The 22,139-nt window shown below is 69.7% G+C and carries 17 protein-coding genes and 2 pseudogenes; 10 read left to right on the forward strand and 9 right to left on the reverse strand.

The window, feature by feature from the left end; translation table 11 throughout:
* Positions 1–197: 197 nt before the first annotated feature.
* Together OG309_RS36950 and OG309_RS36955 are read left to right on the forward strand one after the other, a co-directional pair.
* Positions 198–6,449 (forward strand): DNRLRE domain-containing protein, encoded by a 6,252-nt coding sequence (locus tag OG309_RS36950; RefSeq protein WP_329427819.1) that lies wholly within the window; start codon positions 198–200, stop codon positions 6,447–6,449.
* An 81-nt stretch (positions 6,450–6,530) separates the two neighbouring features.
* On the forward strand, positions 6,531–7,019 hold the full coding sequence (locus OG309_RS36955) for a hypothetical protein (protein ID WP_329427821.1): 489 nt from the start codon (positions 6,531–6,533) through the stop codon (positions 7,017–7,019).
* Between the two features lie 134 nt (positions 7,020–7,153).
* Here OG309_RS36955 and OG309_RS38215 read toward each other — a convergent pair whose 3' ends face one another.
* Positions 7,154–7,924 (reverse strand): hypothetical protein, encoded by a 771-nt coding sequence (locus tag OG309_RS38215; RefSeq protein ID WP_402545681.1) that lies wholly within the window; start codon positions 7,922–7,924, stop codon positions 7,154–7,156.
* A 575-nt stretch (positions 7,925–8,499) separates the two neighbouring features.
* On the opposite strand from OG309_RS38215, the pseudogene OG309_RS36965 reads away from it, so the two are divergent.
* Together OG309_RS36965 and OG309_RS36970 are read left to right on the forward strand one after the other, a co-directional pair.
* Positions 8,500–8,841, forward strand: a pseudogene (locus OG309_RS36965) (response regulator); the annotation flags it as partial.
* 263 nt (positions 8,842–9,104) lie between these two features.
* Positions 9,105–9,272 (forward strand): hypothetical protein, encoded by a 168-nt coding sequence (locus OG309_RS36970; RefSeq protein WP_329427825.1) that lies wholly within the window; start codon positions 9,105–9,107, stop codon positions 9,270–9,272.
* Positions 9,273–9,406: 134 nt separating this feature from the next.
* On the opposite strand, the gene OG309_RS36975 is transcribed toward OG309_RS36970, so the two are convergent.
* From OG309_RS36975 to OG309_RS36985, 3 genes are all read right to left on the reverse strand, one after another.
* The gene (locus OG309_RS36975; protein WP_329427827.1) at positions 9,407–10,915 is read right to left on the reverse strand and encodes a SulP family inorganic anion transporter; all 1,509 of its coding nucleotides are present in this window, start codon (positions 10,913–10,915) and stop codon (positions 9,407–9,409) included.
* Between the two features lie 14 nt (positions 10,916–10,929).
* A complete protein-coding gene (locus OG309_RS36980; protein ID WP_329427829.1) occupies positions 10,930–11,511 on the reverse strand; it encodes a carbonic anhydrase in 582 nt (193 codons plus the stop codon).
* Positions 11,512–11,580: 69 nt separating this feature from the next.
* Positions 11,581–12,015, reverse strand: coding sequence for a hypothetical protein (locus tag OG309_RS36985; RefSeq protein WP_329427831.1), 435 nt, complete (start codon positions 12,013–12,015; stop codon positions 11,581–11,583).
* Positions 12,016–12,380: 365 nt separating this feature from the next.
* Here OG309_RS36985 and OG309_RS36990 point away from each other — a divergent pair.
* A pseudogene (locus OG309_RS36990) lies at positions 12,381–12,736 on the forward strand (cryptochrome/photolyase family protein); the annotation flags it as partial.
* Positions 12,737–13,220: 484 nt separating this feature from the next.
* On the opposite strand, the gene OG309_RS36995 reads toward OG309_RS36990, so the two are convergent.
* Positions 13,221–13,835 carry a TIGR03086 family metal-binding protein gene (locus OG309_RS36995; RefSeq protein ID WP_329427833.1) on the reverse strand — a complete coding sequence of 205 codons (615 nt, stop codon included), beginning with the start codon at positions 13,833–13,835 and terminating at the stop codon, positions 13,221–13,223.
* 207 nt (positions 13,836–14,042) lie between these two features.
* Here OG309_RS36995 and OG309_RS38220 point away from each other — a divergent pair, with 207 nt between their 5' ends.
* On the forward strand, positions 14,043–14,129 hold the full coding sequence (locus OG309_RS38220; RefSeq protein WP_443067649.1) for a hypothetical protein: 87 nt from the start codon (positions 14,043–14,045) through the stop codon (positions 14,127–14,129).
* Between the two features lie 203 nt (positions 14,130–14,332).
* On the opposite strand, the gene OG309_RS37005 is transcribed toward OG309_RS38220, so the two are convergent.
* The gene (locus OG309_RS37005) at positions 14,333–14,989 is read right to left on the reverse strand and encodes a response regulator transcription factor (protein WP_329427834.1); all 657 of its coding nucleotides are present in this window, start codon (positions 14,987–14,989) and stop codon (positions 14,333–14,335) included.
* Positions 14,986–16,125, reverse strand: coding sequence for a sensor histidine kinase (locus tag OG309_RS37010; RefSeq protein WP_329427836.1), 1,140 nt, complete (start codon positions 16,123–16,125; stop codon positions 14,986–14,988). Before OG309_RS37010 ends, OG309_RS37005 begins: the two co-directional genes overlap by 4 nt.
* A 162-nt stretch (positions 16,126–16,287) precedes the next feature.
* Here OG309_RS37010 and OG309_RS37015 point away from each other — a divergent pair, with 162 nt between their 5' ends.
* Together OG309_RS37015 and OG309_RS37020 are read left to right on the forward strand one after the other, a co-directional pair.
* Entirely contained in the window at positions 16,288–16,773 is a 486-nt protein-coding gene (locus tag OG309_RS37015) for a DUF6326 family protein (protein WP_329427838.1), read from the forward strand.
* Positions 16,774–17,171: 398 nt separating this feature from the next.
* The gene (locus OG309_RS37020; protein WP_329427839.1) at positions 17,172–17,549 is read left to right on the forward strand and encodes a hypothetical protein; all 378 of its coding nucleotides are present in this window, start codon (positions 17,172–17,174) and stop codon (positions 17,547–17,549) included.
* 225 nt (positions 17,550–17,774) lie between these two features.
* Here OG309_RS37020 and OG309_RS37025 read toward each other — a convergent pair whose 3' ends face one another.
* Positions 17,775–19,025 carry an MFS transporter gene (locus tag OG309_RS37025; RefSeq protein ID WP_329427841.1) on the reverse strand — a complete coding sequence of 417 codons (1,251 nt, stop codon included), beginning with the start codon at positions 19,023–19,025 and terminating at the stop codon, positions 17,775–17,777.
* On the opposite strand from OG309_RS37025, the gene OG309_RS37030 reads away from it, so the two are divergent.
* Positions 19,024–19,371, forward strand: a complete 348-nt coding sequence (locus OG309_RS37030) for a hypothetical protein (RefSeq protein WP_329427843.1) — start codon at positions 19,024–19,026, stop codon at positions 19,369–19,371. The two genes, OG309_RS37025 and OG309_RS37030, sit on opposite strands and share 2 nt — an antisense overlap.
* A gap of 189 nt (positions 19,372–19,560) precedes the next feature.
* Here OG309_RS37030 and OG309_RS37035 read toward each other — a convergent pair whose 3' ends face one another.
* Positions 19,561–20,142, reverse strand: coding sequence for an IS5 family transposase (locus tag OG309_RS37035; RefSeq protein WP_329427844.1), 582 nt, complete (start codon positions 20,140–20,142; stop codon positions 19,561–19,563).
* Between the two features lie 928 nt (positions 20,143–21,070).
* Between OG309_RS37035 and OG309_RS37050 the strand changes: the two genes are divergently transcribed.
* On the forward strand, positions 21,071–22,114 hold the full coding sequence (locus OG309_RS37050) for a substrate-binding domain-containing protein (protein WP_329427845.1): 1,044 nt from the start codon (positions 21,071–21,073) through the stop codon (positions 22,112–22,114).
* Positions 22,115–22,139 lie beyond the last annotated feature (25 nt).

The following is a 22,139-nucleotide window of genomic DNA, read 5'->3' on the forward strand; positions in this document are numbered from 1 at the left end:
ATGAAACAGAAGAAACGTGCTGCGAAATGAAGGCCGAGATCTTCCATGCGCCGGCACCCCACGGGTCGCCGGCGCGCGCAGCAGCGAAAGTGAGTGACTACATGCCAGGTCGCCATAGGCGGAAGCGCAAGTCCAGGAGTGCGAGAGGGTGGTCGAGGCAAAGTCTGAAGTACCTATCAGGCGGCCTTGTTCTGTTGATGGCGGTGACGGGGACACAAGGCGTCTCTGCGATCGCCGCAGATCGTGGGCGCGCCGTCAAGACGCCTGGGAAGGAACCCGCGACACAGGCTGCAGACACCGCCTCAGCGCGGATTGCGGCAAAACTGTCGGGCAAGAGAGTGGAGGCGCTCTCGGAACGCACCGAAACCTCCACGACGTGGGCGAACCCAGACGGCAGCCTCACCTCCGAGCTGTCCGCCGGACCTGTCCGCTTCGAGCGTGACGGCTCGTGGATCGATGTCGACGTCAGCCTGCACAAGACGGCCGACGGCAGCGTCGAGCCGTTTGCGCACCCCAACGGCCTGGAACTGTCCGGCGGCGGCGGGGCGAAAGCCCGCTCCCTGAGGGGGACTCGCGACGCCCCGGCCCGGGACCTCGTGACGCTCGGTGAGGGCGATGAACAGATCGTCCTGCAGTGGAAGGGCGGCCTGCCGACCCCGACCCTGTCCGGCACCCGCGCCCGGTATGCGGAGGCGGTGCCCGGAGCGGACCTGATCGTAGAGGCGACACGAAGCGGGTTCGAACAGTTCGTCGAGATCAAGCGGAAGCCGGCAACTGACGGCTACTCCTACACACTGCCGCTGAAGACCAAGGGTCTGGTCGTGAAGGAGCAGACGGACGGAAGTCTTCTCTTCCTGGACGAAGAGAAGAGCAAACAGGCGGTGATGCCGGCACCCGTGATGTGGGACGCCACCACCGATCCGGTATCCGGTGAGCACACCAACCGGGCACCGGTGACGATGAAGGTCAACAAGACCCACAACGGGGTGGACCTCGTGCTCACCCCGGACGCCACATTCCTCGCCGATCCGGGCACCAAGTTCCCCGTCACCGTGGACCCCTCGACCGGCAACCTCGGCAACGTCTTCGACACCTACGTCCAGCAGGGCGAGACCCGGGACTGGTCCACCGACAAGGAACTCGACCTCGGCAACCCCGGCACGAAGAATGCCAACGGGACTCCGCGCACCGCCCGGTCGTTCATCACGTGGAACACGGCTCCGATCGCCGACTCCCTGGTCTCCTCGGCGACGCTGAGCCTGTGGAACTTCCACTCCGGCAACACCGACTGCAAGGCCTACCCGTGGGAGGTCTGGGCGACCGGAAAGGCATCGATCTCATCTCGATGGACGGCGCAACCGGCCTGGACGGCTAAGAAGGCCACCTCCACCCAGACCAAGGGCAATCCGGGCTGCTCCACCCAGCCGGACGGCTGGGCCACCGCCAACGTCAAGACGCTGGTGCAGGAGTGGGCCTCGGCGAAGAACGCCACCTCAGGGATGGGTCTGCGCGCCTCCTCGGAGAACGTGGTAGCGCAGTGGAAGCGGTTCAACTCCGCCAACGCCGCGAAGAACCCGCCGAAACTGACGGTCACCTACAACTACCGGCCCGGTGTCGGTACCAAGCAGGAAGCCGGCCCGCCGTACTTCTCGTACAACGGCGCCTACGTGGTCAACACGCTGCGCCCCGTGCTGCGGGACACCCTCACCGACAAGAACGGTGACAAGGTCAACGCCACCTTCCAGATCTTTGACGTGGCCACCAACAAGCAGGTCGGCGGCCTCTTGGTCTCCCCGTACGCGGCCTCCGGCTCCCCGGCGTCAGTGACCGTGCCTCCCGGGATACTGACCGAGGGCAGGGCGTACAAGTTCCGCACCAACTCCTACGACGGCACGCATTACAACACCGCGTGGTCTGCGTGGAAGACGTTCACGATCGACACCAAGGCTCCCTCCGCCCCCACCAAGATCACATCGACGGACTACCCCGGCACCACGTGGATCGGCGATGCGGGAAAGCCCGGCACCTTCACGGTCACGCCGGCCTCCTCCGACATCAACTGGCTGGAGTGGTCGTTGGACGGCACCACCTGGACCAAAGTCAGCCACTCCAGCGCCGCCGCGAAGAACATCTCCGTCACCCCCAACAACGACGGCACCCACACCCTGAAGGTGCGGGCCGTGGACAGGGCTGACAACCGCTCCGAAGCAGCTGAATACACCTTCCGGGCCGGACCCGGCGGGTTCATCCAGCCGACCGACGGCGAGCGCACTGCCCGGCGCCTGCCACTGCTCGCCGAGGCAGACGCCGGCAGATTCGACAAGGCGTCCTTCTCCTGGCGCCGCTCCGAGGCCGACCCCTGGCAGCAGATACCCGCCGATGACGTCACCAGCATCGAGCGCACCCGCACCACCTGGCCGGTCGCGCTGACCGGTGGAAAGAACAAGAAACTCTCCTGGAACGCCGCAAAGACCGTCAACCCGGACGGCACCATCCAGATCAAGGCCGACTTCACCGGCCCGAACAACGCCAAGGGATCCACCGCTCCGCGCACCGTGGTCATCGACCGCGACGCCACCGGCGCCAGTGTCGATGACATCGGCCCCGGCAGCGTGAATCTACTGACCGGCGACTACAGTCTGTCCGCGAAGGACGCATCCGCCTTCGACCTGTCGGTCAACCGCTCCGCGTCCTCCCGCCGCCCCCATGCCGGAGCCAGGCAGGAGGGGCAGGCACCGATCTTCGGCAAGGAGTGGCTGGGCGGTACCACAGCCGAGACAACGGACTCCGACTACGCATACTTGCGCCGGATCTCCGACACCGCGGTGGACGTCGTCGATTCCGCAGGTGACCCGATCCACTTCACCGCCACGAAGGACAAGAACGGCTGGATTCCCGAGCCTGGCGCCGAGGACCTCGTCCTCAAAGGCAGGGTGACCGGCACCTTCACGCTGTCCGATCCCGAAGGCACCGTCACCACCTTCACCAAGCCCGACGCCGCCTCACCGACCTGGCAGGTGTCGTCGACACTGCTGGACGGCCTGTCGAACTCGGCCACCACCGTGGTCTCAGAGACCGTCACGGTGGGAGGCAAGAGACTGGCCCGCCCCAAGCGGGTCATCGCGCCCACCTCCGGGGCGACGGCCGCAGCCTGCACCGCGGATCCCTCAACCAAGGGCTGCCGGGCCCTGGAGTACGTCTACGCACCCTCCACCACAGCCACCGGCAGCGCCCTGGGCGACGTCAAGGACCAGGTCAAGGAGCTCAAGCTGTGGTCCACCGAACCGGGCGCCCCCACAGCAAGCGCCAAGACGATCCAGACCTACCGCTACGACGGCCAGGGGCGCCTGCGCGAGGCCTTCAACCCGCTGATCTCCCCGGCGCTCAAAACCGCCTACACCTACGACGACGCCGGCCGGGTCACCAGCCAGAGCCCGCCCGGTGAACTGCCCTGGACGTTCACCTACGGCAAGGCCGGCCATGCCGAGACCGCCGGCGAAGGCATGCTGCTCAAGACCTCGCGCCCCACCCTCAAGGCGGGCACCACCGACCAGAAGGACGTCACCGCCCACACGAGCCTCGTATACGACGTACCACTGGCCGGCGCCAAGGCCCCGCACCAGATGGGCCTGACAGACATCGCCGCCTGGGGACAGGAGTACGCGCCCACCGACGCCACCGCCGTCCTGCCCACCGACGCCATACCTTCCACCCACTCCGGCAAAGACCTCGACAAGACGGCCTACCACCGCGCCACCGTCCACTATCTGGACGTATCAGGACGCTCCGTCAACACCGCAGAACCCGGCGGCCACCTGAGTGCCACCGACTACGACGAGAACGGCAACGAGGTACGCGTACTGACCGCGGCCAACCGCGCCCTCGCCCTCGGCACCAGCAACGCGGACAAGGCCCAGCTTGCCGAACTCGGCATCAGCGCCCTCGACTCGGGCGAACGCGCCGAGCTGCTGGCCACCCGATCCCTCTACAACGAGACCGGTACCCGGGAGCTGGAGGAGCTCGGACCGCTGCACCGCGTCGACCTCACCGAACAAGTGCAGTCCGGCTCCAGGACCGTCATCCCGGCCGGCACACCGGTCGCCGCGCGCGCCTGGACCGTCAACGAATACGACGCCGGCCGACCCACCGACGGCACCGCCAAGATCAGGGATCAGGTCACCAAGACCACCACAGGCGCCCAGATCCGCAACCACCCCGAGACGATGGTCGACGGCAGGGTCACCCAGACCGTCTTCGACTGGGCCAAGGGCCTGTCCACCCGGTCGATCCAGGACCCCAGCGGCCTCGCGCTCACCACCACCACCGAATACGACGAGCAGGGGCGCAAGACCAAGGAGATCCCGCCGGGCTCCTCGGGCGGCGACGCCGCGGCCCGGGTCACCAGCTACTGGTCCGCAACCGGCAGCGGCGCCTGCGCCGGCCGGCCCGAATGGGCCGACCAGCTGTGCTCGGTAGGCCCCGCCGGCGCGATCAGCGGTGGCGGACCCAACCCTTCCCACATGCCGACGACGACCACCGAGTACAACTGGTGGGGCCAGCCGGCCAAGGTCACCGAAACAGCCAACGGCGTCACCCGCATCACCACGACCACCTTCGACAGCGCGGGACGCCCGATGACCAGCAAGGTCACCGGCGGCACCGGGCAGGCCGTGCCCGAATCCACCACCGTCTACGACCGCGCCACCGGCAATGAGAGCAAGGCGACCTCACCCACCGGCGGAACCGTCACCAAGGCCTACGACGAGCTCGGACGGCAAATCTCGTACACCGACGCCGACGGGGCCACCACCACCACCACCGAATACGACCACCTCAACCGGCCCTCGAAGGTCACCGACTCGGTACCTTCCACCGTCACCTACACCTACGACACGTCCATCGAACCGCGCGGCCTGGCCACCTCCACGACCGACTCCGTGGCCGGCACCTTCACCGCCCGGTACGACGCCGACGGCAACGTCACCCGCGAACAACTCCCCGGCGGATACACCCTCACCCAGGAAAAGGACCCCACCGGATCGCCCCGCACACGGACCTACACCCGTGACAGCGACAACCTCCAGCTCGTCTCCGACACCGTCAGCGAATCCATCCACGGACAGGTCACCCACCACGCCGGCTGGTCGGAGCAGAACTACCGCTACGACAAGACCGGCCGGATGACCCGCGTCGAGGACACCGTGAAATCGGCGTGCACCACGCGCAGCTACGGCTTCGACAGAAGCACCAACCGCATCTCACTCACCACCACATCCGCCCCCCAAGGAGCCGACTGCACCACCGGCAACAGCACCACACAGACCTCGAGGTACGACAGCGCCAACCGCATCACCAACGACGGCTACACCTACGACGCCTTCGGGCGAACCACAGCAGTCCCCGAACACGGCACGATCGGCTACTACGCCAACGACCTCGCCTACCAGCAGACCACCGACGGCAAACGACAGACCTGGCACCTTGATGCCGCACACCGCTTCCGCTCCTTCACCGTGGACAGAGGAAGCGGCAGCACCTGGACCCGGGAACAGTCCAAGCTCAACCACTACGACTCCGACAGCGACACACCCCGCTGGATCGTCGAAGACACCGCCACCGGCACCCTGACCCGCAACGTCGACTCCGCTGCCGGAGACCTCGCCGCGACCACCAGCACATCCGGCAACACGACCCTGCAGCTCACCAACATCCACGGCGACGTCGCACTCCAGCTCCCGCTGGACTCCTCCACCGCCCCCGTCGCGCTGGACAGCGACGAGTACGGGCAGCCGCGCACCGGCCAGGAAGCTCCCCGCTACAACTGGCTCGGCGGGAAGCAACGCTCCACCGAAACCCTCACCGGCCTCACCCTCATGGGAGTGCGCCTCTACAACCCCCAGACCGGGCGCTTCCTGTCCACCGACCCCGTCTACGGCGGCAACGCCAACGCCTACGACTACGTGAACGCCGACCCCGTCAACATGTTCGACCTAGACGGCAAATGGGGCCTCCCTAAGTGGGCAAAAAAGGCCGGCCGCTTCGTCAAACGCAACATCGGCACCATCGCCACCGTCGCATCCGTCGCCTCCATGTTCGTCCCCGGACTCGGCATGGTGGCCCTCGGCCTGAACGCCTACAGCATGTACCGCTCAGCGAGGTCGCGTGACCTCGTGGGTGTTGCTCTGGCCCTTCCTGGCATCGGAATCGCCGGCAAGTCCCTGCGCATGGCCGGTAAGGCAAATCGGGCGAAGAAGGTGTATGGGGCGGCGAAGAAGGCACGGGTGAGGAAGAAGAGCTCCACCAAACGAGCCGTAGCTCGCGCTGGCAGCCGGTACAGACACGCAGCAGGCAAGGCAGTCCGCTGGAGCCGCTACGACACCCGCTACACCACCTTCGGTGTCCACTACAGCACCGGCCAGAGCCTATGGAACAACCGCCGACGCCGGTGACAACACCACGGCGTGTACGGGGTGGAGAGCGAAACAGGTTCCTCTCCACCCCCCACGCGGCAGTATCGAGAATGAGCAGCCATGGACCCTGGTTGGTACCTTGCCGGAAGACTTCTCGCCCTCGGGCGGTTGATTGGACACAATCCCACACCGGATGAGCGGCGCGAAGAGCGCGAACTATGTCAACGGATGAACCGTCGTGAACGCCTCACCAAGAACGAACTGGACATCTGTCTGGGGGCCGCCGCATGGGCTTGGATCGGAATGTGCATGGCGGCGATGATTGCTGCACTTCCTGTGATGTTCGTCGAGGAGCTTCTGGGTGGAGACATCCGATTCCTCGACGCAGTTCTCTTCGGTCTGCTGGTGGTCTTCGGAACAGGCGGTGCGCTTGGCGTCATCTTCTACCTTCGTGATGACATGTTGATCCGATCCGATCCGGACCATGGCGCCCCTCAATTCGTCGCGAAGCTAGCCGAGAAGCTGTACTACCCACGCCCCTACGACTTCTGGGTCGCCATGGCAGCTTCTCTCTGGCCAGCCTTGCGGGCCTCCAACTTGCTTTCGTAGCCGCTGCGGCCGGTGACAATGCCGCGCCGTTGGGGTGGTGTATCCACATGACACCCCATCCCCAATAGTCCGAGACCATCAGCTGGAACAACCGCCGACGCCGATACCGTCATGGAGGTTGAAACGAGCCGGCCTCAACACACTGCGCAACGAGGGCTTCGACCACGTCGTGTTCGCCGACAGCATCCACCGCCTGGAGCCGCTGCTGAAGCGCGCCAGCAGTAGGCCGACGACCACTGACCCCGCCGACCCCGAAGGCCGCGCAGACCTGGAAACCCCGTACGCGGACGCGGTCCGCGCAGGAACCGTGCAAGCGTCTCGGTGAGCGCGCTGTGGTGTTCGGCGTCGTAGGCGCGGGGACGGGTGACGGGGCAGTCGGACGGATGGGCGTCGATGTGGACCTGGTCGGCGAGACCGAGGAGCAGGGAGGGGAGGTAGATGTCTTTGAGTGCGGCGGCGCGGTGGGGAGTGCCGGTGGCGGTGAGCACACGCAGGGCGCGGTCGCCCTCGGCGCGTGAGCGGGGCAGGTCGCTCGGGTCGGCGGCGAGTCGGCCGATCCCGATGACCGCCGGGACTCTGCTGCCGACCCGGGAGAGGAATGCGTCGGCCACCCGTGTGGCCGTCTCGACGGTGCTACCTGGCAGCACGGCGTACGTCAGATCGCCGAGGTACGCCGTGGCGGCCCGGGGATGGACCGCGGAGAGGTGAAGCGCGAGTGCCTCCGCGGTGCGACGACCCGTGGCGAGCAGGTCGGGGGCGACGTCGTCGCCCAGCACGGCGAGTGCCAGGACGCAGGCCGGCTGGTGGTGCAGTCCGAGTCGGACCGCGGGCCCGCGGCGCGGCGGCACCGCCTTCGAGGACGGTGGCCACGAGGTCGGCGCGCAGCCGGTGGCCGACGTCCTCACCGGCCCGGCGGCGCAGCAGATGCAGCACGGCGACGTTCGCGGCCTCGGCGAGGGCGCGTTCGCCGTCCGGTCCCAGGCGGTCCCGGATGATCACCCAGATGGAGCCGAGGATCTCCCCGCCGACCCGGACGGCGATCGCCGCCCGGGGCTTGTCGTCGACGGCTACAGGGGATCGGACGACGACCGCCGCCGCGCCGAGCGCGGCCACCCGCTGGGTCAGCGTGGCGACCGAGGGAGCGCCGGCGACACCGACGCAGAGGACGACGGCACCCGGGCACCGCGCGGGTTCCTCGAGAGGATCGTGGATGAGTGCGCCGCGCACCGGACGAGACGGGTCCGGGGTGCCGGCGGCGAGTTCCACGAGGGTCGACCCGAGATCGGCCAGGATCCGCCCTCCGGTACGAGCGGACCGGCCTGCGCGTCCTCGTCGAGGACGACGGGCGGGGCGGCGCGATGCCGGGATCCGGAGCGGGAAGCGGACTCGACGGCGTACGCCTGCGCGTCGCCGCCCTGGACGGTACGACGAGGATCGACAGTCCTGTCGGTTCCGGAACGACGATTGCGGTGGTACTGCCGTGCGAATCGTGATCGCGGAGGACGACGTCCTTCTCCGCGAGGGCCTGATTCTGTTGCTGGAGGACGTCGGCCACGAGATCGTCGCCGTCGTGGGGAGCGGGCCCGAGGTGGTGCCCGCGCTGCTCGAACACCGGCCCGACGCGGCGGTGCTCGATGTCCGGCTGCCCCCGGGATTCCGCGACGAGGGCCTGAGGGCGGCCATCGAGGCCCGCAGGCTGATCCCCGGCCTGCCCCTCCTCGTCCTGTCCCAGTACGTCGAGGAGAGCTACGTCGCCGAGGTGCTGGGCCAGGGCGCCTGCGGCGTCGGCCGCCTGCTCAAGGACCGGGTCTCCCGCATCGAGACATGCTCGCCAAGCGGAACCTACCCGCCAGCGACAGCGGCCACCGCCGGGTCCTCGCCGTCCTCGCGTACCTGAAGGCATGACTCCATCACGACACGTACCGGCGGTCGCCGGTTCCACCCCGCAGGTGTAGCGGGCTACACCTGCGGTCAGGGGGCAGGACCCGATGTGCAGGCAGGGGCCGGCGGCGAGAGTGGACGACGTAAGCGACCCGCTCTCGCCGCCCCTCGGGGGACGTCGGGGACACGCTCAGGAGGAATCCCATGAGGCCCGCACTCTGGCTGCTGTTCACCATCTCCACCGCCGCCGCGGTCTACGTCAGCACGTTCGCCGACTACACCGGCACCACCAGGGTCCTGGCCTCGGTGGCCTCGGGCGTCGTCTTCGTCGGCTCGTCACTCGGGCTGTGGCTGACCGACAGCAAGGAGTGATCCGCACGAGCGGGAACGAGTGAAGAGGCTGTCCGGCACGATCCGGACAGCCTCTTCCGTCTGGTCGCCCGGCCTGCAGTGGATTGATCCCCCTCGGCCCGGCCGAGCCGGGAAGGCCCGGCCGGGGTGCGGTCTCAGTGCGACGAGTCGGCCGTCTCCGAGGCCCGGGCCCGTTCCGGCAGGGAGTGCACGCGGATGGCGCCCGGGTCGTGTGGGCTGTGCCGGGCGGCCCATGCCTCCAGGGCGGTGCGGCAGGCGTGGTCGAGGTGGTGGACCTGGGAGAGGTCCAGTTCCACCGGCCGGTCCTGCGGCAGTGCCTCCAGGGCGTCCAGTATCTTCGGCAGGCGCAGGAACGTGACCGTCCCGGAGAGGCGGACCCGCACCGAACCGACGCCGTTGTCGAAGCGGTCGATGCGCAGGTGGGAGGCGTCCCAGGCGGCCTTGGCCACGGAGAGGACGAGGCCGATGAGCACGCCTTCGAACATGTTGACCGCCACGATCGACACCGCCGTCACGACCAGGATGAGCGCCTCGCCGCGCTGGGTGCGCCAGAGGGAGACGACCGCCCGGAACGGGACCAGCTTCCAGCCCGCGTGGACGAGGATGCCGGCGAGGGCAGCGAGCGGCACGTAGGAGAGGGTCGCGGGCACGAGGGCGGCGAAGAGCAGCAGCCACACGCCGTGCAGCACTCGGGACGCCTTGGTGCGGGCGCCGGCCTGGACGTTGGCCGAGCTCCGCACGATCACGGCCGTCATGGGCAGCGCGCCGAGCAGGCCGCAGAGGGTGTTGCCGACGCCCTGGGCGACGAGCTCCCGGTCGTACTGGGTGCGCGGCCCCGCGTGCAGCCGGTCGACGGCCGCGGCGCTGAACAGCGACTCGGCCGAGGCGATCAGCGCGAACGCCAGGACGGTGCCGAGCAGCGCCAGGTCGGCGAGGGCGGTGAGCGACTCCGTCCCGGGCAGGCGTACGGCGTCGAGGACGCCGCCCACCCGCACGGTGGCGATGGGCAGGTGGAACAGCCAGGTCGCGGCGCCCGCCAGCACGACGGCGACCAGCGCCCCCGGGACGGCCCGCCCGGCGCGGGGCAGCCGCCGCCAGAGCACCATGACGAGGACGGTGCCGGCGGCGACGGCCAGGGAGACCAGGGCGGTCGTACTGCCCAGGGCCTTGAACAGGGCGGCGGGCAGCCCGGCCAGCTTGGCGAGCCCGGAGGCGGGGGAGGGGATGCCGGCGGCGGCGTACAACTGCCCCGCGATGATGACCAGTCCGATGCCGGCCAGCATGCCCTCGACGACGGAGAGGGAGATGGCCCGGAACCAGCGGCCCCACTTCAAGGCACCCATGACGATCTGCAGGATCCCGGCGAGGAGCACGATGACGCCCAGGGCGGGCAGGCCGAAGGCGCGGACCGCCTCGAAGACGAGCACGGTCAGACCGGCGGCGGGCCCGGAGACCTGGAGGCTGCTGCCGCGCATCAGACCGGTGACGACTCCGCCCACGATGCCGGTGATCAGGCCGAGTTCGGCCGGTACGCCGGACGCCACGGCCACGCCGATGCACAGCGGGAGCGCGACGAGGAAGACGACGAGCGAGGCGGCGAAGTCCTGCCGGAGGTAGGGGAACCGGGAGAGGGAAGGTGACATGCGGATCTCCCCTTTCACAGGGACTCGAAGGAGTCGGTCTCGGGGCGGTACGCGCTGACCGCGCCGGTGTGCACCTCGTAGTACCAGCCGTGCAGGCGCAGTTCGCCGGCGGCCAGCCGCCGCTCCACGCAGGGGTAGGAGCGCAGTCGGAGCAACTGGGCCAGGACGTGGCCGCGTACGGCGTCGGCGACGGCCGGGTCGTCGGGGCGGCCGGGTGTGCCTTCGGGGGCCGCGTAGGCGAGCCAGTCCCGTACGGCGGGTACGGCGCTGAGGTCGTCGCCCCGGACGAGGGCGCCCACCGCGCCGCAGTGGGAGTGGCCGCAGATCACGATGTCGTGCACGCCGAGGACCTCGACGGCGTACTCGATGGTGGCGGTCTCGCCGGTGGGGGCGGCGCCGGCGTACGGGGGGACGATGCTGCCCGCCGTACGCAGTTCGAAGAGTTCGCCGGGGCGCGCTCCGGTGATGAGCGCGGGGACGACACGGGAGTCGGAGCAGGTGATGAAGAGGGCGTCCGGGGACTGGCCCTGGGCGAGCGGGGCGAACTCCTCAGGGCGCCGGCCGAACCGGCGGGCGTTGTCGATGAGGGGCTGCATGTGTATTCCTCCTGGCGCGCGTGGGGGCGCGTCGGGCTGACAGGACGGCTTCGTGTGCGGTCCTGCCTGTCAGCAGCGAAACACCTGGAGTGTGGCGGGAGCGAGGGCCTGCGCACGTGCGACGTCGGGACCGTGGGCGGAGTGCGGTCTCGCGCGTCTCCCGCTGTCGGCGGGCGTCCGTGGTTCCGGTCCGGCCGGCACGGGTGCGAGATCGGGGAGATCGGCGTGGTCCGCCGGGTACGGGGCGGGGCGGCGCGGAGTGCCGGAGCGGCGCCCCCGGCGGCGCGCCGCGGCGCGGCCGGGGAAGGTGGTGAGTTCGCCGTCCTGGGCGGGAGCCGTCTCGTACGGAGCGGGGGCGGCGGCCAGAACGCGCTGCGGGCCGGCCGGGCGTGGCCCGGACACCGTGGCGGGGCTCCAGCCGCCGCAGCTCACGATGAGGAGGAAGCAGAGCACGAGGGCGGGCAGGAGGGCGGGCGCCGGGCCCACGCGTCCGGTGGACGTCATGTGCACTTCCCTCCCTCGTCTCCCGCCGTCAACACCATTCACCAAAGCAAGTTCAAGCCGGGGTCAACGAACAGTAATACGGGCAGGTGATGTCTCCTGTGTAACACCAGGTGAACAACCCCGGTTTCCGGCTGGAATCAGTCGCAAGATGACGCACGGAGCTACGGAATCGGCGCCCAGGCGCACCCGTCGCGGAGGGCGCGGCCGTCCGCAGCGCCCGCGCACGGGGGGGCGCGGAGGGGGCGCCGCGGCACGGTCTTCGCCCCGGGCGACGACCGCGAGGGCGCCGTGGCGCCCTCCGTCGCCGAGGCCATGTCATGGCGCCGGTCAGCGGCCCCGGTCAGCGGCCCGGTCAGCGGTGCCGCGCGATGCTCGCCGGCGACCAGGTGATGAGCCACAGCCTGCTGTCCTCGTCCCTCGACCTGGGACTGATCGACCCTGCAGAGGTGGTCGGCCCCGCCGAGGACGCCTGGCGCGAAAACGTAGGGCACGCGTACTGGCACTTCGGCGAGGACTACGCCCACCGCAACGCCCTCGGGCACCGCACACCCCTGCCCGACTGGTTCCTCTAGCTCGACGCCGAGACCGTCACCGCCTGCTGCCTGTCCACCGTGCTCGCCCAGGTACGCGACACCGGTTGGACGCACCACATCCCCGCCTCATGGTCCTGGGCAGTTACGCACTCCAGCGCGGCTGGGATCCGCGCGAGGTCACCGACTGGTCGCGCCCCGCCCGCGCCGCGCAGGGGCTGGACCGGCTGGGCGACGTCGAGCAGGTACTCCGCACGGCGCGACGGCAGGACCGCGAGACGCCCTGACACGACGAGGCCCCCGCATGCCCGGCTCGCCCTGGGCACCCGAGAGCGCGCGATCCGGGCACGTCGTCTTGCTGTCCCTGTCCCTGTCCCCGGACGAGTCGTGGGCCTGGTGCTATGCCGACGAGCTCTTCCCCATGCGGGTGCCGAGACCATGAAGCCGCCCGCCGCCCGCCGCCCGCCGCCCGATTGCGCCCCGTCCGCCGTGCCCGCCGGCTTGCGCGGCGCTTCGGCGGGGGTGCAGCTGATGCTCCCCGTCGTCGTTGACGGCCTTGACGAACGGGACCCGCCGCGCACCTACCCCGCGACGCGAAGGCTCGACCCGACCCCCGAACGCGCGCGGGAGGGGCAACCCCGGCCATGGGGCCGCCCCCCCCGCATCGGGCACCGACTACGGCTTGCGTCCGCACCACGCCACGAGGCGGTCGATCGCCGGGGCGTCCGCGTCGACGTCGACCGCGGCCCCGAACGGTGCACCGTCACGCGGCCCGTCGGGCAGCCCGCGCTTCATGGCGGCGTAGGAGATCGCCACGAGCTCGGGGTCCCAGTCCGGGGTCTGGTCGGTCGCGGTGGCCACGTCCCACGTGTGCACAGTGAACTCGGAGGTCCAGACGGCCGCGGCGGCGGCACCCGGAAGGGTGCCGAACGGGAGTGTCAGTATCCGGCCCAGGACCGCGGGATCCGCCCAGGCCGTCTCGACCTCACGCACCGCGGCGTCCCACGCGTCCTGCCATGCGGTGTCCGCGAGGTCGTCGGCGACCGTGGGGAGAGTCGTCACGTCGCCGCCGCGTCCGGCGAGGGCGATCCGGCGCAGGACGGCGACGAGGTGCCCGGCCAGCCGCCGGACGGTGAATTCGGTGCAGGGCGTGGGCCCGTCGAGCTGCTCGGCCCGGACCGCGGCGACGGTACGTCCGGCCAGCGCGATCGCCTTCAGGAGGCCCTGGCGAGGGTCGTCGGCGGCGTGCGGGTTGGCAGCGGACGGTGTGGTGTTCTCGGAATGCGTCATGGCTTCATCCTGGAGGCCGAACAGGTCATCTCCTGACCTATTTCCCGGACAGAATCACCGGCATGAGAGCCGACCGCCTCGTGGCGACCCTGCTGTTCCTCCCGACACGCACCCGTGTGACCGTGGCCGAGGTCGCCGCCGAACTCGAAGTCCCGCCGCGGACGGTGCGCCGCGACGCAGCTGGCCGGGCTCGGAGCACGCGTGGAGGTGCTGGACCCGCCGGAGGCGAGAGAGCGGCTCGCACGTCTGGCGGTCGAGCCGGCAGCCGTGTACGGACCACCGGCTGAGATCTGAACCCTGGCCTCCGCTGTGCCCGCCGGCGCGACCGCGTCACGTCGCTCCGGCGGGTTCGCTCAGCGCAGCTTGTTCACGGCCGTGGTGACGGTGTTCTTGAAGGCGGCGACCGGCGGCGAGCCCCAGTTGCTCTCCCACCCTGACCGGCCGCACTCATCACTGGGCTACCGAACCCCACGTGCCTACGCCGCGATCTGTACCCACTAATCGGCTCGCACGCGTCTGGTGTCGTGTGCCCACATCGCGATCTCGACGCGGTTGCGTGCGCCGAGCTTGGTCATCAACGATGCGACGTGGGTCTTGACCGTGCTCAGGCTGACGAAGAGCTCGGTGGCGATCTCGGCGTTGGTCCGGCCTCGTGCCACGAGCGCGAGCACCTCCTCCTCGCGCTCGGTGAGCGGGTTGCTCGGCTGGACCGGTACCACCGGTGCCTGGTCGGCGAAGGTCGCCAGCAGCCGGCGGGTGACGTTGGGGGCGATCAGCGCGTCCCCGTTGGCCGCCGCGTGGATGGCCTGCACGAGGAGCTCCGGCCCGGCGTTCTTGAGCAGGAAGCCGCGGGCGCCGGCGCGTAGGGCGCCGAGGACGTACTCGTCGAGGTCGAAGGTGGTGATCACGACGACCGCCATCGGGTCCGTCACGTCTGGCCCGGCCAGGCGCCGCGTCACCTCGACGCCGTCGAGCCCGGGCATCCGGATGTCGACGAGAAGGACATCGGGACGCAGCCGGGTCGCCAGGTCGAGCGCTGCGAGCCCGTCTGCCGCCTCCCCCACGACCTCGAGGTCGGGTTGCGCGCCGAGGATCATCACCAGTCCGGTCCGGACCAAGTCCTGGTCGTCGGCCACGACAACACGGATGCTCATGCCAACGCCGCCATCGGCAGCACGGCCTCGACCACCCAGCCACCCTCGGGCCCCGGCCCCGCGGAGAGCGATCCGCCGAGGAGCTGGGCGCGTTCGGCCATGCCCAGCAGGCCGAACCCGGGCTCCGGGGCCGGCCCCGGCTCGGTCTGTCCATCGTCGCTGACACGCAGCCTGACGGCGTCGCCCTCCCGGCGTACGTCGATCGCGACGCGGGTCGCGCTCCGGGCGTGCCGCACGGCGTTGGTCAACGACTCCTGCGCGAGCCGGTAGAGCGCGGCGTCCACGGGTCGCGCCAGCCGGGCAAACGAACCGTCCAGCGAGACCTCGACGACAGGCGTCGTGTGGGCGCGCGCCAGAGCAGGCAGGTCCGCGACACCCAGTTGCGGTGAGTAGGCGACGGCTTCATCCTCACGCAGCACCCGAACCATGGATCTCATCTCTTCCAGGGTTCGCGACGCTTCAGACTCGATCGCGGCCAGAACCTCGGCAGCCTTCTCAGGCTGGATGCCGGCGACCACGCCACCGGCCTGCGCCTGCACCGCGATGGCCGAGACGTGGTGGGCCACGGTGTCGTGCAGCTCTCGCGCCAGCGCCACCCGCTCCTGGTTGCGGATCTCGCGCTGCTGGCGATGCCAGAGGTCCGCGCGGTAGCGGAACACCACCGCGAGGGCGACGAACAACAGCAAGAGGATGCTCCCGCCGAAAACGTCGGCCCAGCCCGCGGAGGTGGCGTACATCCCCAGCGCGACAACGACCGTCACGAACGCCGTCCCCAAGACGATCTCCCGTCCCGAGCCCCACCGCACCAGGGAGTAGAGCAGGATCAGGGCCGCCATCATGGAGTAGAGGCCGAGGTCCCCGGCGTGCGCAGTCAGCTGGAGGACCGAGAGCAGCCCGGCGACCCCCCACCCGACCAGGACGGCCACGAGGGGGCGGCCCCGCCGCCAGAGCAGGGCAGGCATCAGCGCCAGGGCGAGCACCGTCACAAGTGGTCGCCAGACCAAGCCCGGCCGAACGGTGCCCTCAACCAAGGCGGCGGCCGTGAACACGCCCACCAGCAGCCAGTCCAGACGACCGACGGGTGGGGCGTCAGCAGGCCGCGGCTCATGCCAGACGGAGCGCCGGAAAGTGACCACGGCTCCAGCCTAGGCATCGTCGCGCCTCGGCGTATCCGCCGAAAGAACGAGAGGGAGACCGTGCCATCGGCCAGGCGAACCGAAGCCCCCGGGCCGAGGCGCCCGCCGCCGGGCTCAGCGATCGTGGACCTAACGATCCTCACCGCAACAACGGAGCCCACGATGAGAACACGTCAACCCACCACCGCCACACTGGAAGACCAGCGGATCCCGCTGAGAGCCAAGCTCGCCGCGACGTGGACAGCCTTCATGTTCCTCTACGCCTACGTGGACATTCTCAACTTCTTCACGCCCGGCGTCATCAAAGACATCCTCGACGGCAAGGTCTTCGCGTTCGACCTCTCCCAGACCTTTTCGACCACGGCCCTGGCCCTCATGGCCATCCCCATCTTCATGGTCGTCCTGTCGACGACGCTGCCCGCCCGGGCGAACCGCATCACGAACCTCATCGTGGCCTTCCTCTACGTCCCCGTCACGGCGTTCAACGCAGTGGGCGCGTCCTGGCTGTACTTCTACGGCCTTGGCATCGCACTGGAACTGATCCTTCTCGCCCTCATCGTGCGGTACGCCTGGACCTGGCCCCGCACCGCCCCGTCGGCGACCATGGCGTTGCAGTCCCGCGGGACTTGCCGGGACCGGGGTCGGTGAGGGATTCACTTCGGGCGGGTTCGGTGTTGTCGTCCAAGGGCTGCGGAAGAGGGATCCAGACCCTGAATCCGGGCCAGACGGCCGGCCGGCCGGTGATGGGAAGGTGCCAGAGCCGGCGGATCGTGGCGGCTGTCACGTATCGGTCGGTCCACGTGTGATCATCGGGGCAGTGCACTTCGGCCGTGTGGCCGCAGGCCACCAGGACAAGACCGGTGCGCTGTCCCCATCCGAGCTCCGGGCAGGTGATCGGGGCCGGGACGCGCCGGTGGCTCGGCAGTTCCCAGCCCCGCACCGCAGGTCATCGCCCTTGCACCGACCGACACCGAAGCCCTCCCGATACTCGCTCGCAAGAGTGAATCAAGGCAGTTCCAAAGCAACCCGATGAGACACGCCCGACTGTGCCTATCACCGGCGCTCTGCGGTTTCGGGGCCGCGACGTCGAAGTGGCGGCCGCGGCCGCGGCGTGGTTCGTCCTCGCCTGGCTGGTGGTCCGCCTGCGGGGCGACGTGGGCGGGACGCGCTTCGCCGGGCGTACATCGGGGCCTTCGGCCGGCTCGCCGGGCGAGCGCGGCGCACAGGCGCCAGACGGCCGGTTCGTCGAGCTGGGCCCCGGTGGACGTGCAGGACAGCCGGCCCTCGGTACGTCCGTCGAGATGGTCCTGGAGCGCGTCCCAGGTGACCGGCGGGAAGCGAAGTGGATGGCGGCCGAGCTGGACGCGGCCACCGCCAACGACACCGACACCGACACCGACACCGACACCGAGGAGAACACCTGATGACCGACTTCGAGCAGGGGAAGACGCTCCAGATCCGCCGACCCGGCGACGTACCTGCGGGTCCTCCGCTGAGCTGGCCAAGCACCGGAACCTGAACCTGTTGGGCCGCTACAGCTTCACCCCTTCGACACCGGCCGCCGGCGCCCTGCGCCCGCTGCGCGACCCGGACGCGCCGGAGCTGGACGAGAACGACGAGGAGGAAGGCTGCCGACACCTACTCGCTGGTCATCCCGTCACTTCCGCAGCAACGCCTGGCTGCGGCCGGGTCCGCATGCCCCAGCGGGCAAGAGACGGGCCGACAGCGCCCAGTGCCGCGAAGAACAACGCCAGCAGCAGCCAGCCCGTCGTGCCGAGTCCGAGCACCACCGTGGTGAGGAGCGCGGGGGCGAGAGCCTGGCCCGCGCTGAAGCCGAGCCCGAGGACACCTTGGTACTGGCCCTGGGCATGGTCGGGGGCCAGGCCGAAGCCCAGGGCGAAACCCGCCGATGACTCCCAGACCTCTCCCAGGCTGTGGACGAAGATCGCGGCCAGGACCAGTCCCGCCGCGGCCCAGACCGGGGTGTACGCGGCCAGCGCCATCATCGGGCAGCTGACGAGGAAGAGCAGCCCCGCGTTGCGAAACGCCCGGCCGCCGTCGCGCGGGGTCTCGATACGCGAGCCGATCCTGGTCTGCATCAACACACAGAAGAGGGAGTTGACGGCGAACAGCGCGGCCACCGTCCAGCGCGGCGCTTCGGTGTGCTCGGAGATCCAGATCGGCAGGAGCAGCGAGACCACCGGGTACTGCAGTCCCATCGCCCCGTAGAGGGCGGTGAACGCCAGGTAGGGACGATCCGTAAGGACGAGCCAGCGCCGCTGTTGCGGCGGCGCCGCCAGTATCGGATAGCGGGGCAGCAGGAGCAGAAGCACCGCGCACAGGGCGAAGCTCGCCGCGTTGCCGAGGATCAGCGTGACGTAGGCGCCGCGGGTGTCCGCGGCCAGCGCCAGCCCCGCACCCACCGTTCCCAGGACGACGCCCAGGTTGACGAACGTGCGCAGCTTCGCCCGGAAAAGGGCCGGGCGATCACCCCCGACCCGGACCACCAATGCGCCCGCCGCCGCCCCGCCGGCCGCCGCGGCGACCTGGTCGAACGTCGCGATGACCGTGAGCATGGCCCAGCTCTCGACGAGGACGAGGGCCGCCATCGACACCGCCTGGACCGCGAGGGCTGACATCATGATCGTGCGTGCCCCGCGCCGGTCGGCGAGATGCCCGCCTGGTATCCCCGCGCACAGGCCGATCACTCCGGCGATGGTGAGCGCGGCGCCCACCTGCACCGCGGGCAAGCCCACGACCAACGTGAAATAGAGCGCCGACGCCGCGTTGAACAGACCATTACCGACACGGTTGACGAAACTGGCGGCAATCAGCACGCGCTCCGGCCTGTTGTCCCCCGCAATGCGGTCTATTCGGCCTGCCAGGCTGCCCCTGATCATGGACGGCAGGCTAACAGCAGTCGCTGATGCAGCAGCTGTCGGGTTGACGGGCGTGGCGGGCCCGGACGAGGAGGGTTCCACCCCGAAGATCCTGTCGTCGAACGATCGTTTGACGACAGCGCGACGGACGTCCGATGAAGCCGTGCAATCCGGGGGTTCGAGGCGGTGCGAATCCCATCAGATGCGTCAAGAACAGCTCGGGCTGTCCGAGCTTGAGGTCACCTACCCGGCTGTCGCCGCGCAGACCCGCATCGCCCTGGTGAAGAACGGTGATCGCCTGCAATGGCCGATGAGCGATGAGCAGAAGTCCCTGTTTGCCTCCCTGAACGACAAGCCCGGTAGCTGAGATCCCCGTAGCCTCGCTCGGCAGCAACACCGGCCACATGTGCTTGAAGGACGTTTCGACACGGACTGAGATCATCGGTCTGCTTGTCGGTGGGGTGCCGCGGGTAGATCCGGTCGGCCCTAAGATCTCGCCTTCCCCGGGCGGTGCGTGGCGGTGTCCGCGGACCACCCTAGGGTCTGTCGTCGAATGTCAGGACCACATCAGGAGTGAGGCGAGCGTGACGGCGGCTTCGTAGGACCGGGCGGTCTCGTCGTAGCGGGTGGTGATGCCGCACCATTGTTTGAGGCGGTTGAAGCACCGTTCCCTGACGTTGCGTTGCCTGCGGATCTCGCGGTCCAAGGCCGGCGGGCGGCCTCCGCGGCTGCCGTGCCGGGCCCGGTTGCGGGCCTGGTCGGCGCGCTCGGGGATCGTGTGCGGGATGCCGCGGCGGCGGAGCCAGCTGCGGATCGGTTTCGAGCTGTAGCCCGTGTCGCCCAGGACGTGATCGGGCCGGATGCGGGGCCCTCCCGGTCCGATCCGAGGCGCCTTGATCGCTCCCATCACGGCGGCGCACCGGGTGCGGTCGTTGCTGTTCCCGCCTGTCACGACGAAGCCGAGCGGACGGCCTTGGCCGTCGCAGGCCAGGTGAATCTTGCTGGTCAGCCCGCCCCTGGACCGGCCGAGGGCCGGGTCGCGGAGCCCCGTTACGTTCTTCTTGGCCTCGCAATGAGGCTCCCGGACTTCGGCCCCGGTATGCCTTGAGCCCCCTGAAGCGGCGTTAGCGGCGTTCACCGTGCCGTCGGACTGCTGGACCTCGACCTGGAGCCGTACGCCGAGTCCCGACGGTTGCAAGCTGACCGGCGGCTGGTCGGTGGGCTATGGCGACGGCCAGGTGACCGACCCTGCGAAGCTGGACGTCGAGCACGTGGTGTCGCTCGCCGAGGCCTGGGATTCCGAAGTGAGCGTCGGGGACGGTCAGCCCGATGTGGAACTCGGCGTCCATGTCGCCGCCGGCCACCGCCCACGGCGACAGCGCGGTCGACGAGGCCTTGGCCGCGGCCTCGGTGGCGTCCGGCTGTGCGTCGGCCCCGGCGGGGGCCGAGCTGGGGTCGGCCGTGGGCATGAACGAGCCGAAGGAGTGGTACCGGCCCTGGGCGGCGCCGTCCTGGGCCGGTGGGCAGGGCGAGCGTGCCGTGCCGGCACCACGCCGACGTCCACGGCGTCACGATCCGACCTCCGGGCCACGTCTGCGCCAGCCAGGCGGGAACTGTCGCGCCGACGTCTGCCTCGGCCGGCATGCGGCCCCCGCGCCCGAGGGTTCGTCGGCACCAGGGTCCGGTCCGGTGATGGCTGCCTCCGACAGCCTGCGGGTCCGTCTCTTCGGACGCGGCGGGCACGGCTCGACGCCCGAGTCGACCGTCGACCCGGTCGTCATGGCCGCTGCGGTCGTCATGCGGCCCCAGACGATCGTCTCCCGGGAGACGGGTCGCTTGGACGGCGGGGGCAACGAGGGCGTCCACCGGCCGTCGAACCGGAGAGGTGCTTCCCGTGTGTCTTCATCAACCACCCTTCATTCGGGGCTAGTTGAGCCATTCGAGCGCAGGGTATTGACGGTTACATGATCACCGCGTTTCCTGTGACCCGCAACGTTGGATTACGCGTGATTCTGATCGGTTGTGTCGCACTCGCTGGTTACTTCTCACCCTCAGGAGCCCCCCGAATGCCCACCCCGCGCCGCCTGGCCCCCGCGACCGCGACGGTTCTCGCCACAGCTCTCGGCCTCACCGCGTGTTCGACCGGCCAGTCGCCGTCCGGTCCGACCGGCGACGTCCGTCCGGTGACAGGCGCGATCTCCCTGACGTACTTACAGAAGCAGGGTGACCAGGAATACTTCATCGGCGAGGCCGCCGGCGCAAAGGCGAAGGCGGCCGAACTCGGCATCGACCTGAAAGTGGTCAACCTCGGCAACGACGCCAACAGGACCGTCAGCGAGGTCCAGTCCGCGATCGCGCAGAAGAGCAACGGCCTGATCATCGTCGTCCCCGACCCGGCGGTCGGCCCGCAGGTCGTCCAGGCCGCCCTGGACGCCAGGGTCGCCCTTCTCACCTCCGACGACCAGATCTGCACCACCGGCCCGGCCCCCGCCTCCTGCGCGAAGGGTGATCTGGTGCCGCGGATCGGCTTCAGTGGCGAGCAGATGGGCAGCGAGGTCGGCAAGCGGGCCGCCCAGGAGTACGCCAACGCGGGCTGGAGTGCGGCCGACACCCGGACGATCTCCGCCTGGAAGCAGGACGTCACCGTCTGCGGCGACCGGGTCAAGGCCGCGAAGACGGCGTTCACCGCAGCCGCCGGCGCCTCCGTCCAGAACATCGACGTCGCCACCGACAACACCCCGACCGGCGCTCAGGACAAGGTCGCCGCCACGATCACCGCCCATCCGGGGGTCAAGCACTGGATCGTCTGGGGCTGCAACGACGAGAACGTCCAAGGCGGCGTCACCGCCCTGCAGAACGCGGGTATCGGCCCGAGCGACATCATCGGCGTCGGCCTCGGCGCCTACCTCGCCTGCAAGGACTGGAAGTCCGGCAAGCCGTCCGGCATGAAGGCGGCGCTGTTCATCAACGGCAAGGACGTCGGCGCCCTCGCCGTCCAGACCATGTACGACCGCCTCAAGCGCGGCAAGGGCTTCCCCGCCGAGGCGTTCGCCCCGACCCGGATGGTCGACGCCACCACGTGGCGGGCCGCTGGCGTCTCCTGCAACTGACGCGCCCCGTCCCGTCCCACCCCTC

The sequence above is a fragment of the Streptomyces sp. NBC_01268 genome (genome assembly GCF_036240795.1).
Taxonomy (GTDB): domain Bacteria; phylum Actinomycetota; class Actinomycetes; order Streptomycetales; family Streptomycetaceae; genus Streptomyces.